We start from the raw sequence: 19,819 nt of genomic DNA on the forward strand, positions 1-19,819 counted from the left end.
TTCTTTTTGTAAATAATGTTGACTGAGAAATATATTTATGATATATTATTTCTTGTGAGAAAAACGAATGGGGAATTAGTTCAGTGGGAGAACGCTTCGCTGGCAGCGAAGAGGTCAGGGGTTCGAATCCCCTATTCTCCACCATTCCATGGACTCTTAGCTCAGTTGGTAGAGCAGTAGACTCTTAATCTATTTGTCCAGGGTTCGAGCCCCTGAGAGTCCATCACATTTTTAAAGACCCTGACCAGGGTCTTTTTTTTGTTCAAATTAAAGCCCCTCAATCCTATACGTTCATAAGCAATTCAACACAATCATTTCAAATGTGTTCGGTTTTTCGCATACAGACTGACAGTATAATTTCCTATACAACACAACAAATAAGGCACCCATCGGTTCATTCACCAATAAGTACCTAGTTCATTTGTGTGGCTGTCCCGTACACCCCATAGCAGCCCACCCGGAAACTGGCCCTTTAACCCAAGACCAACCCCTTCATTCCCCAAACCCCTTACAGCCCCTCCAGCTCCTCCGTGTTCTTGGACAGCAATCCCTTCAGTTCCTTCATGAACATGTTAATGTCCTTGAACTGGCGGTACACGGATGCGAAGCGGACGTAGGCTACCTCGTCAACAGGGTAGAGCTGCTCCATGACCAGCTCGCCGATCTGGCGGCTCTCGATCTCGGCGAGGGCGATGCCGCGCAGGCTTTTCTCCACCTCGGATACGATGACCTCCAGACGCTCTACAGGAACCGGACGCTTCTCGCAGGCACGGATCAGGCCGCGAAGGATTTTGTCACGGCTGAACTCTTCACGGCTGCCGCCTTTTTTGATCACAATCAGGGGGGTCTCTTCAATCATCTCGAAGGTGGTGAAACGGCGGCTGCACAGCTCGCATTCCCGCCTGCGGCGGATGGACTTATTCTCATTGGCCGGGCGCGAGTCCAGGACTTTGGTATTGGTGTGGTCGCAGTAAGGACATTTCATAAGCTTCTTCACTTCCTCATCATTAGAATGGATTGGCCCGGTCCCTTGATACACAAGGGCTATTCGGGCATCATTTAATTTCCAGAAAACACCGTTTATTTGTTGTTATGAATCTGACATGTCCGGCACATAATACAGTTACCAACCGATAGGAGGTGAACAGCAATGAGCCAAAATAACAACTCCAATAACCTGGTAGCTCCAAACTCACGCGGTGCCTTGGAACAACTGAAATATGAAGTTGCCCAGGAACTAGGTATCACCCTCTCCCCAGACGGATACCAAGGCAATAAAACTTCTTACGAAAACGGTTCGATCGGTGGTTACATCACTAAACGTCTTGTAACCCTGGCTGAACAGCAATTGGCAGGTCAGTACAAATAAGTACAAATAACCTGCTAAACACGACATAAGCTTGCCTAAGAAGTATCGAACGGCCTCCGGCCGTTTGATGCTTCTTTTTACATAAGAGCAACAGAAGTAACAAGCACCTAGAACTCACTGTAGAGCTCAGTGTATTGATCATAATAATAAATCACGCGTTGCACGTAATGACGGGTCTCACCGAACGGAATATCCTTCACAGAGGCTTCTGTTCCGTCCCACTGCCCTTCATCCAGCCAGCTCTGCACCTTGCCGGGTCCGGCATTGTAGGCGGCGATAACTGCTATACGGTTGCCGTCAAACTGCTTAGAGAGCGTAGACAAATACCAGGTGCCCAGTTCAATGTTGGACGAGGGCTCTTCCTTCAGCCGTTCCAGCGATACCTCAGGAAGCTTGGCCTTTTCGAGCGCCCACTTGGCGGTATCCGGCATCAGCTGCATGAGTCCCAGCGCGCCTTTTTTGGATTCACGGCCGGTCTTATAATTGGTCTCCACCCGGATGATGGATGCCACCAGAAACGGGTCCATCTCATACGTCCGGCTGTGCTGGCGGATCTCTGCTTTATAATGAATAGGATAAAACCATGACATCCAGTTGGAGCCTAGAAACAGAATCGCGGTGAAGCCGATGAACAGCAGCAGCAGGACTCTTTTTTTACGTAACCACTTCATCATATCAGGCCCAGCCTGTCCCACAACCGGGCAACCTGAAGCTCGGCAGACTGCAGATCACCGCTATTGTCGATCACAAATGTTGCTTTCCTGCGCTTAAGTTCAATATCCATCTGCGACCTCAGCCGGTCCTCAGCCTGCTCCAGCTTCATTCCGCTCCGCTCCATGAGGCGGGCTAACTGCACCCTCCTTGGGACATAGACCACAATAATCTGCTCAAATAAGGAATCCAGCTCTGATTCGTAGAGCAGCGGAATGTCGACAATGACCAGCCGCTGCGGATTCTCCTGCTCAAGCGCATACATTCTGTCCTTGATCTCCCTGCGGATTGCCGGATGGGTCAGGTTATTCAGTGTCTTGAGCGCCTCCGGGTCCCGGAAGACAATCTCACCAAGACCCGCCCGGTCCAGCGAACCGTCAGGCAGCAGGATGCGGTCTCCAAAAGCCTCCACCGCTGCCGCCAGCACCGGATGTCCGGGGAGCATCACCTCTCTGGCGATGACATCGGCATCCACCAGTGCAGCTCCCTTGCGGACAAACAGCGCAGACACGGTGCTTTTTCCCGAAGCTATGCCTCCGGTTAAGCCTATAATCATGTACTCACCTCATAATAACTTCATTATACCCATTACAATTAATAATATCGCGGGCAGCGCAGCCGCATGCTTCATCCAGTAGCTGCCGGATAATCTCAGTCCCGTCTTCATTCCCATCAGCAAAAAGGTTCCGCTGAATACAGCGATCATCAGCGAGGTGGACCACGGACTGAATCCGAGCAGTGCCGCACCAAGGCCGGCCCCAAAGGCATCCAGTGACAACGCGATCCCCAGAATCATGGCTTCCATGGAGGAAATACTCCCTGAAGCATCCATATCGGCGGAAGACGGCGTCCGGAGAATCTGTATCACCACGCCCAGATGGCGCAGCTCCAGCGAGAATACTGCCGGCTTCAGCACTGTCTCGGCACTTTGTACGGAAGCAGCCGTCTCCAGTATGGTCTCCTGTCCAGGCACTGTCTCTCCCTGCTCCTTCTCCTTCTGCGTCAGCATCTGGAACAGGGACCAGCAGCCCATCAAGACGAGAATAACCGCTCCGACACTGGAAGCGGCATTCGGAGAGACTACATTGGCCAGCAGCACGCCCACTTGCATAGAACCATAAATGACGACCCCTGAACAGAGCGAAATAATGATAATGGAGAGCAGGGGAATTTTCATTTTACGCAGTCCATATGTAATGCCTACACCAAATCCATCCAGACTAAGCGCAAACGCAAGCAACAGCAAAGACAACAATGGGCTCAGCACCCGCAATCCCTCCCGTGAAGAACCGGAGCCGGTGGATTAAGCATCCAAGCCGGAGCTCCGTTTCGCCATAATCAGCAATCTTCACACATTATATGGGCGGGACGGGCAGTAAGTGCCTGCCTTTATACAGAACGGTTATAACTCAGGTGTAACTGGCCCGGAAAAGGGCGGTAAATGCAGATGACTCTAAATAAAAATTACAGAATCAGTACAGGTACGGGCTGGCAGGTGGGACAATAATGCGTTCCCCGTCCGCCGACTACGCTCTTCTCAATCAGCGTACCGCAGGTGGCACACGGCTGATCCTTACGTCCATAGATCTTGTGCTGATCCTGATAGCTTCCGCTCTCCCCCTGGCCGTTGACATACGACTTCACGGAGGAGCCTCCGGCATTCACAGCCTCTGTCAGTGTTGCGACAATAGCATGGTGCAGCCTGGCCAGCTGATCCTCGGTGAGGGACTTCGCGGTCTCCTCCGGGTGGATTCCTGCACGATGCAGAGACTCATCTACATAAATATTGCCGATACCTACTATATATTCCTGATTGAGCAGCAGCGGCTTGATCTTGGTGCTCCGCTTCGCGACAATCTCTTTGAACCGTTCCAGCGTGAAATCGGCATCCAGCGGCTCCTGCCCCAGCTTGTTCAGCGGCTTCAGCTGCAGATCCTCTCCCGGCTGGAACAGATGCATCGTCCCGAATTGGCGCACATCCGTATAACGCAGCTCTGTCCCGTCTGTGAAATGGAAAATAACATGCGTATGCTTGTCCAGCAGCTCGCCCTCACGGTAGACGCCGTAACGGCCCTCCATCCGCAGATGGGAGACCATCACCAGCCCGTCAAATACGAAACGCAGGAACTTGCCTCTGCGTTCAACTGTAACCACACTATGGCCTGCCAGCATATGGGCAAAGGCCTGAATATCATCCGGGCGCTGAATAATCCGCGGCAGCCGGACGGTGACATGCTCTATCTGCTTGCCTGTAATTAACTCATTAAGTGTTCTTCTGACTGTTTCGACTTCCGGCAATTCCGGCATCATGGCTCACCTCCACTCCATTATACCGGATATCTTCCATGTACGGGGAGCCTATTTCGCTTCGTACCAGTTGCTTCCATAACTTACCTCTGCCTTCAGCGGAACTGACAGCTGCAGCGCTCCGGCCATCACCTCGGGCAGCAGCTGCTTCATCTGCTCCAGCTCCTCCTCCGGCACCTCGAATACCAGTTCATCGTGTACCTGGAGCAGCATCCGGCTCTTCAGGCCGCGCTCATGCAGTGCCTTGTCCATATGAACCATGGCCAGCTTGATAATATCCGCAGCGGTTCCCTGAATCGGCGTATTCATCGCCGTACGTTCTGCAAAGGAACGCAGATTGAAGTTCTTCGCATTAATCTCCGGCAGATAACGGCGGCGTTCCAGCAGCGTAGTCACATACCCCTGCTTACGGGCCTCGACCACAATATCATCCATATAACGGCGCACACCTTGGAACACCTCGAAATACTGTTCAATGAACCGGGCTGCCTCCTTACGGGGAATGTTCAGGTTCTGCGACAGGCCGTAATCGCTGATGCCGTACACAATCCCGAAGTTAACCGCTTTGGCGGACCGGCGCATATTACTGTCCACACTCTCCGCAGGGACGCCGAATACGTCCATCGCGGTCTTGGTATGAATATCCATATCCTCGACAAAAGCTTCCTTCATCCGCTCATCGCCCGAGATATGTGCCAGCACACGCAGCTCGATCTGCGAGTAATCCGCTGCCAGAATCGACCAGCCCGGCTCGGAGGGCACGAATACCTTACGGAGCTTGCGGCCCTCTTCGAGCCGGATTGGAATATTCTGCAGGTTCGGGAACTGGCTGCTGAGCCGGCCCGTAGCAGCAATCGTTTGCCGGTAGAAGGTATGCACCTTGCCCGTCTCCGGCGAAATTTCCTTCATTAAACCTTCGACATACGTAGATTGCAGCTTGGCCAGGGTGCGGTATTGCAGAATCAGGCGCACGGCGTCATGATAAGGCGCAAGCTTTTCCAGTACCTCGGCATCGGTCGAATATCCGGTCTTCGTCTTCTTCACAACCGGCAGACCGAGCTTCACGAACAGAACCTCGCCCAGCTGCTTCGGAGAATTCAGATTGAATTCGGTTCCGCAGGCGGCGTAAATCTCAGTGACCAGCCGGGAGATTTGGGCTTCGAATTCCTTGCCGAGCTGAATGAGATCATCCTTATTCACAGCAATGCCCTGCTTCTCCATATCAGCGAGAATCCGTGACAGCGGCATCTCCAGGTCCTGGAACAGACCGGTCATGTCCGTCTTGTCCAGCTCCTCCTGCTGCTTCTGCACAATGCCAAGCACAGTCGCACTCTTGCGGGCGACATGCTCACCGAGAATTGCAAGCTCAGGAATTCTATATTTGGCCCCTTTGCCGAAAACATCCTCATCCGGCGACAAGCGGGGCAGGCCGTATTTCGTTGTCAGGTCATTCAGATTCTGGCTCGCTTCCGTCGGGTCCAGCAGGTAAGCGGCCAGCTGAACATCGTTAGCGGCTCCGGCAAAAGCAATTCCCTGCCAATGCAGAGCCAGATCGGCCCGGTGCAGATCATACCCGCTCTTCGGCGCCTGCTCATCACCGAGCCAGTCCCGCAGAGGTGCTGCCGCCGGACTTTTCAGCAGGGCAAAAGGCACAAAATAATGCTGCTCCGGCGAAGACAGCCCGAGGCCGATCACTTCAGCACGGTGCGGGTTCTCCCCGTTAGATTCCACATGCAGGGCGGAGATGCCCGGCAGTGCCTGAATCAGCTGCTCTATTCCGGCTTCGTCAACGAGGGTAATCGTCAGCTCAGCCGCTTCCACTGCTGCGGGGCTGGACAGACTGCCGTCCGCCCCATGCGAATAGGCGCTGAGCGACAGCCGCTCCAGCAGGGACTTGAACTCCAGCTTTGCCAGGGCAGGGCCCGCCGTATCGGCAGCAATACCGCTGAACACCATATCCTCCCAGGTATGTTCAAGCGGAACCTCACGGTAGATCGTCGCCAATTTTTTGCTCATAATGGCGCTGTCCGCATGCTCTTCCAGTTTCTCCTTCATCTTCCCCTTCAGCTCACCGGTTCCGGCCAGCACGCCCTCCACCGATCCGAACTGCTGGAGCAGCTTAAGCGCCGTCTTCTCCCCGACTCCCGGCACCCCGGGAATATTGTCGCTGGCATCGCCCATCAGCCCCTTCAGATCAATGATCTGCTCAGGGGTGAGATCATATTTGTCGCGGATCTGCTTAGGCCCGTACAGCTCCACTTCCGTAACTCCCTTGCGCACCAGCGCGATGGTGGTATGCTCGGAAGCCAGCTGCAGCATATCCTTATCCCCCGACACAATCATTACCTGACGGCCGGCGGCATCCGCTTCCCTGGAGATGGTGCCGATAATATCGTCAGCCTCGTAGCCGGCAATCTCGAACTGCGGAACTCCCAGACCCTTCAGCAGCTCCTTGAGCAGCGGGAACTGCTCGGACAGCTCCGGCGGGGTCTTTTGGCGTCCGCCCTTATAATCTTCATAGCCTTCATGCCGGAAAGTAATCTTTCCCGCGTCAAAAGCCACAATCATATGTGTCGGTTTATGCTCCTCCAGCAAACGGAGCAGCATCGTCGTGAAACCGTATACCGCATTCGTCTGCTGTCCCGCTGTATTCGTCAGCGGCGGCATGGCGAAGAACGCCCGGTAAATGATATTATTTCCATCAATGAGTATCAGCTTGTCCACACTAGCACCTCGCCTTTATCTTGCTTTCTCTTTACATAGTACCATATGCTCCGTACAAAAAAGAACCTGAGACCACAGATCCACACCTGCCCGCTCCTTAGCTGCTGCTAATGGTATGGAATACAGGTTTGCCAAGTGAAGCGCGCTTTAAAACAAAAAAAGGCAAGCCCCGGGGAGGTGGCTTGCTGTCTGACGCTTAAGGCGCAGAGCTCTGCAAAGCAGCATCTATGCGCCATCATTATACGGTTATTGGTTCAAATCCGGACGTTTCCCTGTAACCAGATACACTACACTCTCACCAATATTCGTTGCATGGTCGGCAATCCGCTCAATATAGCGGCCAACCAGAGTGAGCAGCATCGCCTGATTCACGGTTTCCGGCTTCTGAACCATATACGTGTACAGTTCGTTAATCATCGCGCTGTACAGGCCATCGACCTGATCGTCATCCTGCGCCATTTTGTAGGCCAGATCCGTATTCTCGTCCAGATAAGACTGAATAGCCTCGGTGGTCATGATCGTCACCAGCTCAGCCATACGCGGAATATCCACAAGCGGCTTAATCAGCTGCTGTCCCTGAATACGCATTGTTACCTTGGCTACATCCAGTGCCAGATCGCCCATACGCTCCAGATCGCTGGAGATTTTGAAGGCTACAATAATGCGGCGCAAGTCCTTCGCCACTGGCTGCTGGGTGATGATCAGCCGTGAGCCGATTTCCATAATCCGGTCTTCCATGGCGTTCAGCCGCAGGTCCGCTTTGACAATCTCCTGTGCCCGTGCCGTATCAAGGGTCTGCAGGGCCAGTATCGCACCATCCAGGGCATCCGTTACATGCTCGCCCATCTGCTGCAGCAGGGTGCGCAGTTCTTCCAGATCTTTGTCGAATTCTTTTCTGCGAATCATATCGAAAGTGATCCTCCTCAAAAACATATGGTCATATCGGGTGAACGGAGTGAACCTGAGACTTGCGAATCAGGCATTCTTAGCCGAAGCGGCCGGAGATATAGTCTTCTGTGCGGGAATCCTTCGGGTTGGAGAATAACAGCTCCGTGTCCGCAGCTTCCACAATAACACCGTTCAGGAAAAATACAGTGCGTCCCGATACCCGGGCGGCCTGATGCATATTATGCGTGACCATTACAATCGTATACTTATCCCGCAGCTCCTGGACCAGCTCCTCAATCTTGAGCGTGGACACCGGATCCAGCGCAGACGTCGCCTCATCCATCAGCAGAATATCCGGCTGTACGGCAAGGGCTCTGGCAATACAGAGACGCTGCTGCTGCCCGCCGGACAGGCTTAAGGCAGACTTCTTGAGGAAATCCTTCACTTCCTCCCAGAGCGCGGACTGGCGCAGGCTTTGCTCTACAAGAACATCCAGCTCAGCTTTGCTCTTCACACCGTGCAGGCGCGGACCGTAAGCCACGTTATCATAGATCGACTTGGGAAAAGGATTGGGCTGCTGGAACACCATCCCCACCTGCTTACGCAGACTCTCCACTTCGATCTCGTCGCTGTAGATGTTTTTGCCGCCGATATTTACTTTACCTTCAATACGTGTTCCGGGAATCATGTCGTTCATACGGTTAAGAGTACGCAACAGTGTGGATTTCCCGCAGCCGGAAGGTCCGATAAAAGCGGTCACCTGCTTCTCCGGAATCTGCAAATCCACGTTCTTCAGGGCATGGAATGACTCATAGTAGAGATCTAGCTTCTCTATGTCAATGATGGATTTCATTAGTTTCTGTTGTCTCCTTCTCATCATCTTCGTTCCCCATGATAAGCTTTCAGTGTAAATAGAGCTCCAGAGAATTGTTAACGCAGTGTAAAATCCTTGTGTAGTAAGATATGCGCCAGGAGAAGGTGCTTATCTTGTGAAAAGAACACCGCCATGTTAGATGACAGGTGTTCTCTTCTTGTTGACGACCAGTTTGTAGCCCACCCCGCGGATGGAATCGATATGCACGGATTCAGGGTCAAGCTCCAGCTTCTTGCGCAAGGAACTGACATGCACATCAACGGTACGCTGGCCTCCGATATAGTCGAAGCCCCAGACCGCATTCATCAGATCATCCCGCGTCAGAACGACGCCCGGCTTACGGGCCAGATACAGCAGCACTTCAAATTCCTTCGGCCGCAGATTGATGCTCTGTCCGCCCAGGGAGACTTCATAACGCTCGGGGTAGATCTCCAGCTGTCCGAGAATAATCGTCGATGCAGATACCGCTGCCTCGGGCGGAGCTTCTTCGGCAATGCCGGAGATCCGCCGCAGCACTGCACTGACCCGGGCCAGCAGCTCAGATACGCCGAAGGGCTTCGTAATATAGTCATCCGCCCCGGACTTCAGCCCGCGGACGACATCCTCTTCCGCATTCTTGGCCGTCAGCACGATCACCGGTGTACGTATGCCTTGTCCACGCAATTTATCCAGAATGTCAATGCCGTTCATGCCGGGCAGCATCAGATCCAGTACGATCAATTCAAAAGGTTCTCTAGTCGCACGGTCATATCCTGCCGTTCCATGATCCTCCACCGTCACCTCGTAGCCTTCCTGTGTCAGGTTATAAGACAGCAGCCGGGCCAGTGTCGGTTCGTCTTCAATGACAAGCAATCGTTGTGCCATAGGTTCCCCCGTCTTTTCATAGGTTATTAATTTACAAAACTGCACACATGCACATCATAGCACCACAATGTTAACTTAGTGTAAAATTATAAATTTATTCTCTATTAAACTCCGCAGGGTTATTGATTCTCTTCCTGCAGCAGCGGCAATTCCAGGATAAATGAGCTGCCGATGCCCAGATCGCTCTCTACATTAATAGATCCGCGATGCAGCTCAACCAGATGCTTCACGATAGATAGACCAAGGCCGGTTCCGCCGGAGCTTCTGGAGCGGGCTTTGTCCACCCGGTAAAAGCGTTCAAAGATCCGGGGCAGATCCTTGCGCGGAATCCCCATCCCCGTATCACTGACTGTAAAACGTACGCTCTCAGTGCCATCCTTCTTCTGGATGCTCACTGCGGTCACTCTGACATTGCCCCCGTCCTGGGTATAGTTGATCGCATTGGAAAGCAGATTCATGAAGATCTGGCGCAGCTTGTCTTCATCGCCTTCAATGAATAGCTCCGCAGGCACATCCGAGCTGAGCGTAATCTTCTTTTTCTCCGCTACCTTGCTAAGCGTCTCCAGGACGGAATCGAAGAACTCGATCAGATGAACCGGGGAGCATTCCAGCTGAACGCGTTTGGATTCGATTTTGGACAGCTCCAGGATGTCGCCGATCAGGCGGTTCAGCCGTTCATTCTCATCGTAAATGATCTGCAGGAACGAACGCGCCGTCTTCTCATCCGTAACGCCCCCGCCGAGGAGGGTCTCGGCGAAGCCTTTTACCGCAGCAACAGGGGTCTTCAGCTCATGGGAGACATTGGCGACGAATTCGCTGCGCATTTTCTCAAGCCTGCGGATCTCTGTAACCTCCTGTAGCAGGAAAAGCATGCCCCGGGAGCAGCCGTCCTGAATCATCGGCACCCCGTCCAGACGCACAATCCGCTCCACCGGATTATAGATGCTGCGCTCCTCGTGGATAGGTTCACCTGCGGACACTCCATCATCAATCAGCCGGGTAAGCTCATAATGATGCTTAATCTCCTTGTAAGAATGTCCGGTCATCTCGCTGTGCTTCACATCGAGCAGTCGTTCAGCGGCCCGGTTGAGCAGGGCAATCTCCCCTTCAGCGTTAATCATCACGATGCCGCCGGTCATATTGTCGAGTACACTCTGCAGCAGGTCCTCGTTGTCGCGTATGGTCTTCAGCTGGGCCTGGAGACTGTCGGCCATCGCGTTGATGGCTGTAGCCAGCTGGCCGATCTCATCCTTGCGCTTCATCGGTACCCGGGCATCATAATCCAGATCGGTAATCCGCCGCGCCACTCTGGTGATCTGCTCCAGCGGAGAGGTCATACTGGAAGCTACCTTGTAGCTCACCAAGGTCGCGGCAATGAACAGCAGCACCAGTCCTCCTGCCATGATCATCCACGCCCGGTTCAGTCCTTCGGATACGGTATCCAGCCCCATCGACAGCCGGATATACCCGTCAAAGCCTTGGTCTGAGGACACGGAGCCCGCCACATACATCATTTCACGGTCTAACGTATCGCTGTAACGGATCGCCCGGCCAATCCCTTCCTTCGCGGCCAGCAGCTCCTCCTCGCGGGTTGAGTGATTGTCCATCTCGCGCGGATTCTTCTCCGAGTCGCCGATGACCTGGCCTTGCTTCGTAATGAAGGTGACGCGCGATCCGGTCAAGTTGGAGATCTTCTCTGCCTGTTCTGTATAGTAGTTGAGAGCATCGGGACTGCCGGTATCCATGAATGAGAAGGTGCCGGAGAGCAGCTTTATTTCCCGGGACATGTTCTCTTCAAGCACGGAAATATGCGAATCCTTAAACAGCTGAGCCATAGTGATCCCGGCCCCGGTCATTGATATGCCTATCAGTGCCATAAGTATGATGGTAAGTCGAATGCGGAATGGTTTCATCTGCGGCGGTCCTCTTCCCTCGTGTAAATGTCCTTGAGAACACTCTACCTGCATTTTCGGCAAAATACCAGTTCTGGCGGCGATTATCAACGGGGTGTAAAATGTGCGGGGAGCGGGATGTGCGCTGGGAGGGAGTGCCAGGGAGGACTTGGAGGTAGCTTGGGGCGAGAGAGGAGCGATTGAGTAACATGGGCGAGGCTGGGGCGATGTCTGAGATCTAAGAGCTTGGGGCGTGGGAGGAGCGATATGGGAGCTCTAGTGGACGCTCCGCATACGGACCGTTGTTCCGATCGCTGTTGTGTCCAGATTCTTATTATTTTACCTGATCGGTGAAAATCCGGACACAAAGGCGAACGCTATCGCTTCTCCACAATCAGTCCGCCCGCTGCGCTGTTTAAGTGGTGGAGTTACACAACCCTAAATCTCCTTAAATAATCAACACCTCAACACCCTGACACCTCAACCCGCAACTATCCGATTCTGCAAACTTTAATTCCTCAACTCCTCATTTCTCCAATCCTCAACTCCTCCAATCCAAATAGTTTCAGCCCTGCTCTTCAGAAGTGACCGGTTCACGGCAAACAATTGGAAAAACGCAGCTTAATTCGCCCTTTTCTGCCAAATTATCGGAAGCAAGTGGATAAATGACAACTAATTATGTTTGTTTCTGCTATTTCTCGTAAATCTGAATGATTAAGTGTTGGTTGTCCAACTATTGTTTCTTCGGCGCAAATTTTGTAAGCAGCAGGTGGAGAAAATCCATCTATTTCTGCATCTTAAGTCAAAAGAAATCGCCCATTCTCAGAGGGCTGTATTACACCATCCAAAAAGGGGCGATTCGTGGATCAGACACTCCGGGATAATAAATTGACCAATAACCTGTTACTGATCCTTCCAGCGCTGCACGGTCAGTGTCACCGTCTGTGCACCGCCTGCCGGTGTAAGCGTACGGTTCGCAATATCCGCTCCGCCGGAGGTGATCTCTACCGTGGCCCAGCTTCCGCGTGTCAGCTTAAACGTCACGGGACTGCCTGCCGGAAGGTTTACGTTGACGGAATAGACGCCGTCACTGCCGCGAGTCAGCAGGTGGGCTGAATCTGCCGCATTCCAGCTGTTGAACGAACCCGTCAGATAGACCTGAGCATTCGCTGGAGTCGAGCCCGGAACGCTGACCCGGAAGGTTACGCTATCAGCCTGTGGTTCGCCGGTAATCAGATTGCCTCCCGTCAGACTGGAGTTGCCGGTGCCAAAATGATAGTTATTCCCGCCATTGTTATCCCAAGTGCCGCTGCCGTTATTAAAGGCTGCGGTCAGGCCTGTGGTGCTGCCGAGCGGAATGGTAATGGCTTTGTAGCCGCTGAAAGTAGAGGCCTGCATCTGCACACCCGGTGAAGTCGTCCAGGTGGTTGCCCCATCCAGCTTATAATGGATATAGGCGTTACTGAAGGCTGTATTCTTGTAATAGATCGTTGCGGTGTTACCCGCCGGTGTGGCGGTTGGCACTGGTGTCGCCGATGGTGATGTAGTTGGTGTCGCCGTTGGTGATGTAGTTGGTGTTGTAGTTGGTGTTGTAGTTGGTGTTGTAGTTGGTGTTGTAGTTGGTGTTGTAGTTGGTGTTGTAGTAGGCGCTAACGTTGGAGTTACTGTTGGCGTTGCATTAGGCGTTGTACTTGGTTTAACTGTCGGGGCCACCGTTGGCGTTGCAGTGGGTGTTGGAGTAGGCGTCACGGTCGGTGTTGCGGTTGGCGTTACAACAGGTGTTGCACTTGGCTTAACTGTCGCTGTTGGTACTACGGTTGGTGTCGCGGTCGGCGTAGCCGTTGGCGTCACCGGACCACCCGACTGAATATTTCCAGTCGACGTATACGTCCAAGTCCCGGTGCCGAACAGATAATTGCTGCCGCCGTTGCTGTCCCAGGTGCCGCTGCCGTTGTTGAAGCAGGCTTCGAGCTGGGTGGCTGCACCGATATTACCGATATTAATGGTGATTTTGTTATAGCCTGCTAGCTCGGCGGCCGGAATCGCTACGCCGGGGGCTGTCGTCCAGGTCCCCCCAGCCGGGCGGTAATGGATGTAAGGAGCGGAATACCCCTGCTTATAATAGATCGTTACATTATTGCCCGCTGGTGTGGTGGCAGTTGCTGCCGCACTGAAGCCGGAGAGATTGCCGGAGGCATCGTAAGCTTTAACTCTGTATTCATAGGCTGTACTGGCTGACAAGCCGTTGTCTGTATATGCGGTGGAAGTAGTTGTTCCGATTCTAACGCCATTACGGTAGATCTCATAGCCGGTAACACGGATATTATCTGTAGCGGCATTCCAGGTCAACCCGATAGAAGAAGCATTTACCACTGTGGCCTGAAGGTTGGCCGGCACAGCCGGAGCCTCTGTATCCGGGACAGCAGGCACATCGGTGATGAACGGATGTGTTCCTTCAATCGTTCCTTGCATGCTCTCCGTATATTTACCGTTCGCCAGAGTATATTTGCCGGCACCGACATAGACCTGCTGGATATCACTTTTGGTCACATTGCCTTTGGCATCCTTGGCTTCAATATAGTAGTCCAATAGCTGATCGCGGTAATCGGAGATATAGGAGAAATACAGGTTCCCGATATCCGTGGCCGGAACCTTCTGCATAATCGTCTTACTGCTTGGCTGCCAGTCGACACCGTTAATATCGGCGCTCAGGTCACGGACATTCATCGGATATTCCGTCCACGCACCTACCTTGGCAGGATCAATACCAGGCACCCCGGATGCGGCCAGACCTGCGGGATCATATACTTTGAAGGTATTATCCGCTGCGTCTGCCGTCTTATCACGATGTGCCCGGATTTTCACCTTGATGTCGCTGATTCCGCTGGTGTCGAACGCATACGTATAGATGGCAAAAGCATTATTGTAATGCTGCAGGGTCCAGCCCTCTGCCTTACTGACATTGGCGCTGCCCGGATTGTACGGGTAACGCTGAGGCCACCAGACGGAGGGGCCGGTTTTGTCTTTGGCCAGCTTTTGCGACACATAGGGCTTGGAGAAATACAGTGACTGATTGAAGGACAACGCCGGCTTCACGCTGTCATCCACATTCTCATCGTAATAACCGAACCCCGAATCCATGGCAGGCAGGAGGAAATACCAGGCCAGCTCAGCGGGATTGGCACCTCCTGCGTAATCACTCGCAGCATTCCCCTTCACAGGATAAGAGAGCATCCACGGATTCAATTGATTGCCTTCGTAGGTCACCTCACGGTCCAGCGGGTTCGCCGGCTTCCAGTAATTCGGATGCTCCTCCAGCCAGATCTGTTCGGCGGTCTTGGCATAGTTCAGGGAAGCTTGTAGCAACGCGAAGTTACGCTCCAGATAATGATAGCCCTTCTCGAAGGATACCGTCATGCCTTCCTCAGCGCCCGCCAGATTCTTCTTCGGGGCGTAAGCAGTCCCGTTCACCTGATTGAAGGCCGCGAACTGGCCTTTCCAGATCCCAAACGGCAGATGCCAATGGTACCAGGTCGGATCAGAGGATGAATCCCGGGTATCGATCCAGGAGCCGTCCTGCACATGGACCACATCGGAAGCGGCCGGTGTATTGCTGCGCAGATACTCATCGATCCCCATTCCGGTCACACCGCTGCCGGCATAGGTGACATTCCCGGCATTGCGCCAGGTCTCCTCGGAGCCGGCCCGGCCCGAAGAATTATCCCCGTCATGGGCCACGACAAAAATCTGCTTCTGCAGAGCCAGATTCTCATACGGCTTAAGCGCATCTGCTTTTACCTGGCCCAGATACCCTTCTTCCCAGGACTGCGCCTGCGCGACAGGCACGCCAACCACTCTCGATTCCGCCCCGGTTGCCGGGTCCACATAACGGACCCAATGGGCCGTTGAGGCAAACGGATATTTATTATAGACCACCTGCTGCTCATTGAACATCGGTTCACTCACCCAGGCCCCCGCCGTGCTGACATTCTGCAGATCACTGCGGTTAGGCGGCGAGATCATCGTGTCCTTGCCCGGACTGTCCAGCAGCGGATAATCCTTAAGTGTGCGGGAGAAGTGGTTGTTGCCGATCACGGACCACTGGATGCCGAGCTTGTTCAGCACAGGAATAATCCGCTCTGAGAACCCCAGCTCTGTCGGAAAAAAACCCTTCGATGACTTATAGCTGCTGCCCAGGAAATAAGGCTGAGCCATCGTTGCTCCATGATAGATCATATCCTTGAGTAAATAATCGTTGCCGACCAGCGGGCCCATCGAATGGTGTCCGGAAAAATGAATCAGGTCGAGCATGTTGTCGCCGCCAGTGGTCCGGAGCTGATTCACGGCATTCTTCCAAGGGGTTCCCCAGGCCGGATTATTGTATCCGCTTACATTGTCTTGCTGAATAATACTGTTCACATTGTTCACCACAGACCCCGACATGGTAACATGCATCTGCGCCTGGGGATGAGTGCTGTGCAGCGTGTTCGCCACACTCCAGGGCCAGGTTAAATACGCGCCAGTCTTGGCGTGATGGGAATAATAAGAGACCAGATCATCGTGGGGCATGGGAGAGCCATTCGGCAGATAATAGGGATATCCCGCGGGCGGATTCTGCTTCAGCTGGATGACTTCACCGTCATAGGTATAGCGGATCGGACTGCCTACAGGGGTGGAATTGTAAGTGTTCAGATCATAGTAAGCCCAGAAGTTCGGCATATGATTATGATAGACATGCGTAGCGGCAATATCTGCCGAGACAGGAGACACTAGTGCCGGAACGGTCAGAAGCGCGCCCAGAAGCAGGGCTGTAATTTTGCGAAGGGACCTGGTTGTCTTGGTCATGGTTCAACTCCTTCTTACTTGGGATTATTCTTCGTGAAAAAAACGGGGGCGAGGGACTTCCATCCCTCGCCCTCTCAAGCTGCTTACTGATCCTTCCAGCGCTGCACACTTAGCGTCACTGTCTGTGCTCCGCCTGCCGGTGTAAGCGTCCGGTTCGCAATGTCCGCACCGTTGGACGCGGTCTCTACCGTGCCCCAGCTTCCGCGCGTCAGCTTATACGTCACGGCGCTGCCTGCCGGAAGGTTCAAGGTGATGGAATATATCCCATCACTCCCGCGTGTCAGCAGATAGGCCGCATCTGCCGCATTCCAGCTGTTGAACGAACCCGTCAGATAGACCTGGGCATTCGCCGGAGTCGATCCCGGAACGCTAACCCTGAAGGTTACGCTATCCGCCTGCGGTTCCCCGGAGGTCAAGCTTCCCCCAACCAGACTGGAGCTGCCGGTGCCAAAATGATAGTTATTCCCGCCATTGTTATCCCAAGTGCCGCTGCCGTTATTGAACGCTGCGGTCAGGCCGGTGGCGGTGCCGAGCGGAATGGTAATAGCTTTGTAGCCGCTGAAAGTAGAGGCCTGCATCTGCACACCCGGTGAAGTCGTCCAGGTGGATGCCCCATCCAGCTTATAATGGATATAGGAGTTACTGAAGGCCGTATTCTTGTAATAGATCGTCGCGGTGTTGCCCGCTGGTGTGGCGGTTGGCACAGGTGTTGCCGTTGGCGCTACGGTTGGTGTTGCCGTTGGTGTTGCGGTCGGTGCTACAGTCGGTGTAGCTGTTGGAGCTACGGTTGGTGCCACCGTTGGCGCCACGGTCGGTGTCGTTGTTGGCGATACAGTCGGTGTAGCAGTCGGCGATGCCGTTGGCGTTACCGGACCGCCTGCCTGGATATTGCCTGTAGGCGAATAGGTCCAGGTGCCGGTGCTGAACAGATAATTGCTGCCCCCATTGCTGTCCCAGGTGCCGCTGCCGTTATTGAAGCAGGCTTCGAGCTGAGTGGCTGCGCCGATGTTTATGGTGATTTTGTTATAGCCAGCTACCTCGGCGGCTGGAATAGCCACACCTGGAGATGTCGTCCAAGTCCCGCCTACCGGGCGGTAATGAATGTACGGATTGGTGTAACCCTGCTTGTAGTAGATAGTCACACTGTTACCGGCAGGAGTAACGATCAGAGCGGCTGCGCTGAAGGCCGACAGATTCATGGCGGCGTCATACGCTTTTACCGTATAGGAATAATTAGTGCTGCCCACAAGTCCGTTATCTGTAAAAGAGGTCGTAGCGGAAGTCCCGATCTTCACTCCATTGCGGTAGATTTCATACCCTGTGACCCCGACATTATCGGTGGAGGCTGACCAGGATACCATCGCGCTGGAGGCATTCTGTACCGTTGCTGTTACATTTCCCGGAACACTTGGTGCTTGCGTATCGGTTACCGGCTGAGTTTTGGAGTAGATTTTGGCTGAATTGGCGCTCAGGGTAACTGTAATTTGCTTACCGGTAACACCGCCCGCCTGCACGGTCACAGTATCGGAAGGGTTCAGTTGGTTCACCAGAACCGTACCTGCGGTAAGCGTGCTTTCGGCGCGCAGCGGCAGCGTGACAGTCTGTGATCCGCTGGAGGCATTACTGAATGCGGAGATGACCTCCTGGCCGACATTCGTGCCTGTATCGATCCGCCGGGAGAAGGCGTACAGATTCTGTGCGGACCACATTTCGCGCTGGGTGCCGGTGCGCAGGGCCGGGTTGTTTTTGCGGATCTCGTTCAGCTTGGCTACATGCTTGAAGGTACTGGCATTCTCATTGAAATAATTCTCCAGCACATTGCCGTTTGCATCCCGCTTCACCATCGACCAGCGGTTCCACGTATCCGCGATTCCGCCCGTCATGATCTGCCCGTTGCCGTTGCCCTTGTTCTGCTCGGTTCCCTGGAAGACCACAGGCGTTCCGCGCACAGTAAAAATAAAGGACAAAGCATTCTGCAGCTTCTCAACACTGCCCCCGGCCTCGGTCAAGAAGCGGTTGCGGTCATGATTGTCGATGAAGGTAACCATATGGTTGGCGTTGCCGCCGTAGTAGGAGTCTTGAGCCAGGGTGCCTTTAATATTCGCGTCAAAAGACTGGCCGTACGCGAAGCTGTTCAGCACGGAGAAGAATAACGGGAAGTCGAGCATCCCCCACTCCTTGTTGGTACCGACCCAGCGGGAAACGAATTCGGCATTGCCGTCAAAATTCTCCCCAAAAGTATTCACGCCCAGCAAATTCTGCAGCTCGCCGATATCGGTCGGCTTCATCAGCTTGGCTGCATCCACCCGGGCGCCATCGGCCCCCGTATAGTCAAACCAGCCCTTAATCGAGCTGAAGATAGCCTGCTTGGCGGCAGGAACATCGAAGTCGATATCATCCAGACCGCCCAAATCATGATTCTCCAGATAATCCTGGGCCCACTGATCGTACCGTCCATCGGCAAGAGACCAGTTAATGTCACCATTATGGTGATACCAGGCCGGATTATTGAATGGAGCGGCAGGCTGCAATGACGGGATATCATAATACGCCTGTGTGCCCAGCATATAATCGCCGATGTGGTTGGGAACGACATCAATGATGACCTTAATTCCTAGCGCATGCGCGGAGTCTACAAGCTCTTTCAGCTTTTCTTTGGTGCCGAAGTAAGGGTTGGCCTTGTTCGGATCTTTGACATTGTAGCCGTGGTAGGCTGTGTTCTTGCCTGTACCGTTGTTATCACGGTTAGTCATCTGCGGCTCAGCTACCGGTGAGATCCAGATCGCGGTATAGCCCATATTGTGAATATACGGGAGCTTGTCAATGACCCCCTGCCAGTCGCCGCCCTTCATGTAACGGAAATCCTCCTCGGAGTTCTCCCCGTAGCGGATAGCCGCGCCTGTTGCATTATTGGAAGAATCCCCGTCATTGAAGCGGTCCACCATAATCTGATAAATCGTGTCATTCTCGGTTACAGTTCCAATGCTGGCTGCCTCCACTTTAGCTTGCGGCAGGACAAACAAATTCATCATGATCGACAATACAATGGATGTGATTAGAACGGGAACAAGCAGGCGGTTACGTTTTCTTTTCATTCCTCATCTCCCTCTCATGTAAAACCGAATGCAACACATTGGGGCCAGCGGATACTCTGCCATCAACAACTTGAGCTTTGCTTCAGCTTGATAGTGCATAGGCTGATGCTGACTGCTTAGCAGGAGCTTAGCTAGAGCTTAGTAAGAGCTTAGTAAGAGCTTAGTAAGAGCTTAGTAAGAGCTTAGTAAGGGCTCACGGATGCTTAGCTACAGCTTGCTAATGCTTGGCTAGACAATTTAGCCAGAGCTT

At 53.4% G+C, this 19,819-nt stretch carries 13 protein-coding genes and 2 tRNA genes; 3 read left to right on the top strand and 12 right to left on the bottom strand.

What is annotated here, in order from left to right:
- Positions 1-69 precede the first annotated feature (69 nt).
- Together NSU18_RS09460 and NSU18_RS09465 are read left to right on the top strand one after the other, a co-directional pair.
- Positions 70-144: transfer RNA gene (locus NSU18_RS09460), tRNA-Ala, on the top strand.
- 6 nt (positions 145-150) lie between these two features.
- A tRNA-Lys gene (locus tag NSU18_RS09465) sits at positions 151-223 on the top strand.
- A gap of 285 nt (positions 224-508) precedes the next feature.
- Here the strand turns inward: NSU18_RS09465 and nrdR are convergent.
- Positions 509-985: a transcriptional regulator NrdR gene (gene nrdR / locus NSU18_RS09470; RefSeq protein WP_341020198.1), complete on the bottom strand. Its 477-nt coding sequence runs from the start codon at positions 983-985 to the stop codon at positions 509-511.
- Between the two features lie 165 nt (positions 986-1,150).
- Here nrdR and NSU18_RS09475 point away from each other — a divergent pair, with 165 nt between their 5' ends.
- Positions 1,151-1,369 (top strand): alpha/beta-type small acid-soluble spore protein, encoded by a 219-nt coding sequence (locus NSU18_RS09475; RefSeq protein WP_036695868.1) that lies wholly within the window; start codon positions 1,151-1,153, stop codon positions 1,367-1,369.
- A gap of 107 nt (positions 1,370-1,476) precedes the next feature.
- Here the strand turns inward: NSU18_RS09475 and NSU18_RS09480 are convergent, their stop codons facing one another.
- The 11 genes from NSU18_RS09480 to NSU18_RS09530 all read right to left on the bottom strand — a co-directional run bounded on the left by NSU18_RS09480 (position 1,477) and on the right by NSU18_RS09530 (position 19,569).
- Positions 1,477-2,040 carry a lytic transglycosylase domain-containing protein gene (locus NSU18_RS09480; RefSeq protein ID WP_341023209.1) on the bottom strand — a complete coding sequence of 188 codons (564 nt, stop codon included), beginning with the start codon at positions 2,038-2,040 and terminating at the stop codon, positions 1,477-1,479.
- Positions 2,040-2,636, bottom strand: coding sequence for a dephospho-CoA kinase (gene coaE, locus NSU18_RS09485; protein WP_341148861.1), 597 nt, complete (start codon positions 2,634-2,636; stop codon positions 2,040-2,042). The genes NSU18_RS09480 and coaE overlap by 1 nt, the downstream gene beginning before the upstream one ends.
- 9 nt (positions 2,637-2,645) lie before the next feature.
- The gene (gene ytaF, locus NSU18_RS09490; RefSeq protein WP_341148862.1) at positions 2,646-3,347 is read right to left on the bottom strand and encodes a sporulation membrane protein YtaF; all 702 of its coding nucleotides are present in this window, start codon (positions 3,345-3,347) and stop codon (positions 2,646-2,648) included.
- Between the two features lie 197 nt (positions 3,348-3,544).
- Positions 3,545-4,387: a DNA-formamidopyrimidine glycosylase gene (gene mutM / locus NSU18_RS09495; protein ID WP_341023207.1), complete on the bottom strand. Its 843-nt coding sequence runs from the start codon at positions 4,385-4,387 to the stop codon at positions 3,545-3,547.
- 51 nt (positions 4,388-4,438) lie between these two features.
- Positions 4,439-7,111, bottom strand: coding sequence for a DNA polymerase I (gene polA / locus NSU18_RS09500; RefSeq protein ID WP_341148863.1), 2,673 nt, complete (start codon positions 7,109-7,111; stop codon positions 4,439-4,441).
- A gap of 246 nt (positions 7,112-7,357) precedes the next feature.
- The gene (gene phoU, locus NSU18_RS09505) at positions 7,358-8,017 is read right to left on the bottom strand and encodes a phosphate signaling complex protein PhoU (RefSeq protein ID WP_036695863.1); all 660 of its coding nucleotides are present in this window, start codon (positions 8,015-8,017) and stop codon (positions 7,358-7,360) included.
- Positions 8,018-8,096: 79 nt separating this feature from the next.
- Positions 8,097-8,852, bottom strand: a complete 756-nt coding sequence (gene pstB, locus NSU18_RS09510; RefSeq protein ID WP_036695861.1) for a phosphate ABC transporter ATP-binding protein PstB — start codon at positions 8,850-8,852, stop codon at positions 8,097-8,099.
- 156 nt (positions 8,853-9,008) lie between these two features.
- Positions 9,009-9,737: a response regulator transcription factor gene (locus NSU18_RS09515; RefSeq protein WP_341020192.1), complete on the bottom strand. Its 729-nt coding sequence runs from the start codon at positions 9,735-9,737 to the stop codon at positions 9,009-9,011.
- Between the two features lie 119 nt (positions 9,738-9,856).
- Positions 9,857-11,650, bottom strand: a complete 1,794-nt coding sequence (pnpS, locus tag NSU18_RS09520; RefSeq protein ID WP_341148864.1) for a two-component system histidine kinase PnpS — start codon at positions 11,648-11,650, stop codon at positions 9,857-9,859.
- 882 nt (positions 11,651-12,532) lie between these two features.
- On the bottom strand, positions 12,533-16,474 hold the full coding sequence (locus NSU18_RS09525; RefSeq protein WP_341148865.1) for a carbohydrate binding domain-containing protein: 3,942 nt from the start codon (positions 16,472-16,474) through the stop codon (positions 12,533-12,535).
- Between the two features lie 83 nt (positions 16,475-16,557).
- Positions 16,558-19,569, bottom strand: a complete 3,012-nt coding sequence (locus tag NSU18_RS09530; RefSeq protein ID WP_341148866.1) for a carbohydrate binding domain-containing protein — start codon at positions 19,567-19,569, stop codon at positions 16,558-16,560.
- Positions 19,570-19,819: the final 250 nt, after the last annotated feature.

Source organism: Paenibacillus sp. FSL H8-0048 (genome assembly GCF_038002825.1).
Classification (GTDB): domain Bacteria; phylum Bacillota; class Bacilli; order Paenibacillales; family Paenibacillaceae; genus Paenibacillus_AQ.

Coding starts and splice junctions, on each gene's coding strand:
- nrdR (WP_341020198.1), bottom strand. CDS start 985: ATGAAATGTCCTTACTGCGACCACACCAATACCAAAGTCCTGGACTCG.
- NSU18_RS09475 (WP_036695868.1), top strand. CDS start 1,151: ATGAGCCAAAATAACAACTCCAATAACCTGGTAGCTCCAAACTCACGC.
- NSU18_RS09480 (WP_341023209.1), bottom strand. CDS start 2,040: ATGAAGTGGTTACGTAAAAAAAGAGTCCTGCTGCTGCTGTTCATCGGC.
- coaE (WP_341148861.1), bottom strand. CDS start 2,636: ATGATTATAGGCTTAACCGGAGGCATAGCTTCGGGAAAAAGCACCGTG.
- mutM (WP_341023207.1), bottom strand. CDS start 4,387: ATGCCGGAATTGCCGGAAGTCGAAACAGTCAGAAGAACACTTAATGAG.
- phoU (WP_036695863.1), bottom strand. CDS start 8,017: ATGATTCGCAGAAAAGAATTCGACAAAGATCTGGAAGAACTGCGCACC.
- pstB (WP_036695861.1), bottom strand. CDS start 8,852: ATGAAATCCATCATTGACATAGAGAAGCTAGATCTCTACTATGAGTCA.
- NSU18_RS09515 (WP_341020192.1), bottom strand. CDS start 9,737: ATGGCACAACGATTGCTTGTCATTGAAGACGAACCGACACTGGCCCGG.
- pnpS (WP_341148864.1), bottom strand. CDS start 11,650: ATGAAACCATTCCGCATTCGACTTACCATCATACTTATGGCACTGATA.
- NSU18_RS09525 (WP_341148865.1), bottom strand. CDS start 16,474: ATGACCAAGACAACCAGGTCCCTTCGCAAAATTACAGCCCTGCTTCTG.
- NSU18_RS09530 (WP_341148866.1), bottom strand. CDS start 19,569: ATGAAAAGAAAACGTAACCGCCTGCTTGTTCCCGTTCTAATCACATCC.